This window comes from Escherichia sp. MOD1-EC6021 (assembly GCF_002965245.1).
Classification (GTDB): domain Bacteria; phylum Pseudomonadota; class Gammaproteobacteria; order Enterobacterales; family Enterobacteriaceae; genus Escherichia; species Escherichia coli_F.
The window spans coordinates 1-420 of sequence record NZ_PTRU01000127.1; the positions used below are offsets into that span (position 1 = coordinate 1).

Annotated in this window: 1 pseudogene; it reads left to right on the plus strand. The window is 65.0% G+C overall.

Annotation, left to right across the window (positions count from 1 at the left end):
• Positions 1 to 86: 86 nt before the first annotated feature.
• Positions 87 to 299: pseudogene (locus tag BEB54_RS30065) on the plus strand (hypothetical protein); the annotation flags it as partial.
• Between the last annotated feature and the right edge of the window lie 121 nt (positions 300 to 420).

Sequence of the window (420 nt, forward strand, 5' to 3'; positions counted from 1 at the left end):
TTTTGCGGGATGTGCATTTCACCCCTGGACTGGCGGAGACGGTTGTGGCTGTCTTTGCCCCCGGCGACAGGGGCTTAAACAGGTGAATGGCACCGGACACAACAACGGGCAGGGACCCGCCGCAACGACGTGAAGCGCGGTTTGCGAAACGGAGTTGCCCCTTACATCCCGGCGGTCTTTTGCCGGGATGTAAGGAGCGCAGGCCACGGCGCGACCGGAACGGTCGCTGCAAGCCCGGGGTTTTCACGCATCGGACCGTAGCGACAGCCCGAAACCGCGCCAGCGGGTTTGGCGGAGACTGACAGGTGCGCCAGCAGCTGCCTGTCGGAGTCGGGCCTGACGACCGGATGCCGCCAGGCAGCCGGGAGCCGAAGGTGCGCCCGGCAGACAGGACAACACTGCAGTAGTCAGAATCAGAGC